The organism is Bradyrhizobium sp. Kon10 (assembly GCF_055807395.1).
The window spans coordinates 1-244 of record NZ_JBVVOZ010000349.1; the positions used below are offsets into that span (position 1 = coordinate 1).

1 pseudogene is annotated in these 244 nt (G+C 63.5%); it reads right to left on the reverse strand.

Annotated features, from left to right (window positions below):
- Positions 1 to 244 (reverse strand): annotated as a pseudogene (locus AC0L2O_RS37345) (L,D-transpeptidase family protein); the annotation flags it as partial.

A 244-nucleotide genomic window follows, 5' to 3' on the forward strand; every position in this document is an offset into this window, starting at 1 on the left:
CTTGTTGGGGAACAGGATCTTCAGTTCGCCCAGCGCATTGGCCTCGCTCGGCAGCTGGCGCACGCCATAAGGTACTTTCGCGCCATAGGCACCCCAATTGACCGAGGAGGAGGGAATGCGCTTGCCGCGCCCGTTGATCACTTCGTAGCCGGCGCGGTCGAGATAGCCGGGATCCCTGCGCAGCCGGGGCAGCATCTCGTTGACGAGGATCGACTGCGGCACGCCCCAATAGGGATGGAAGTCG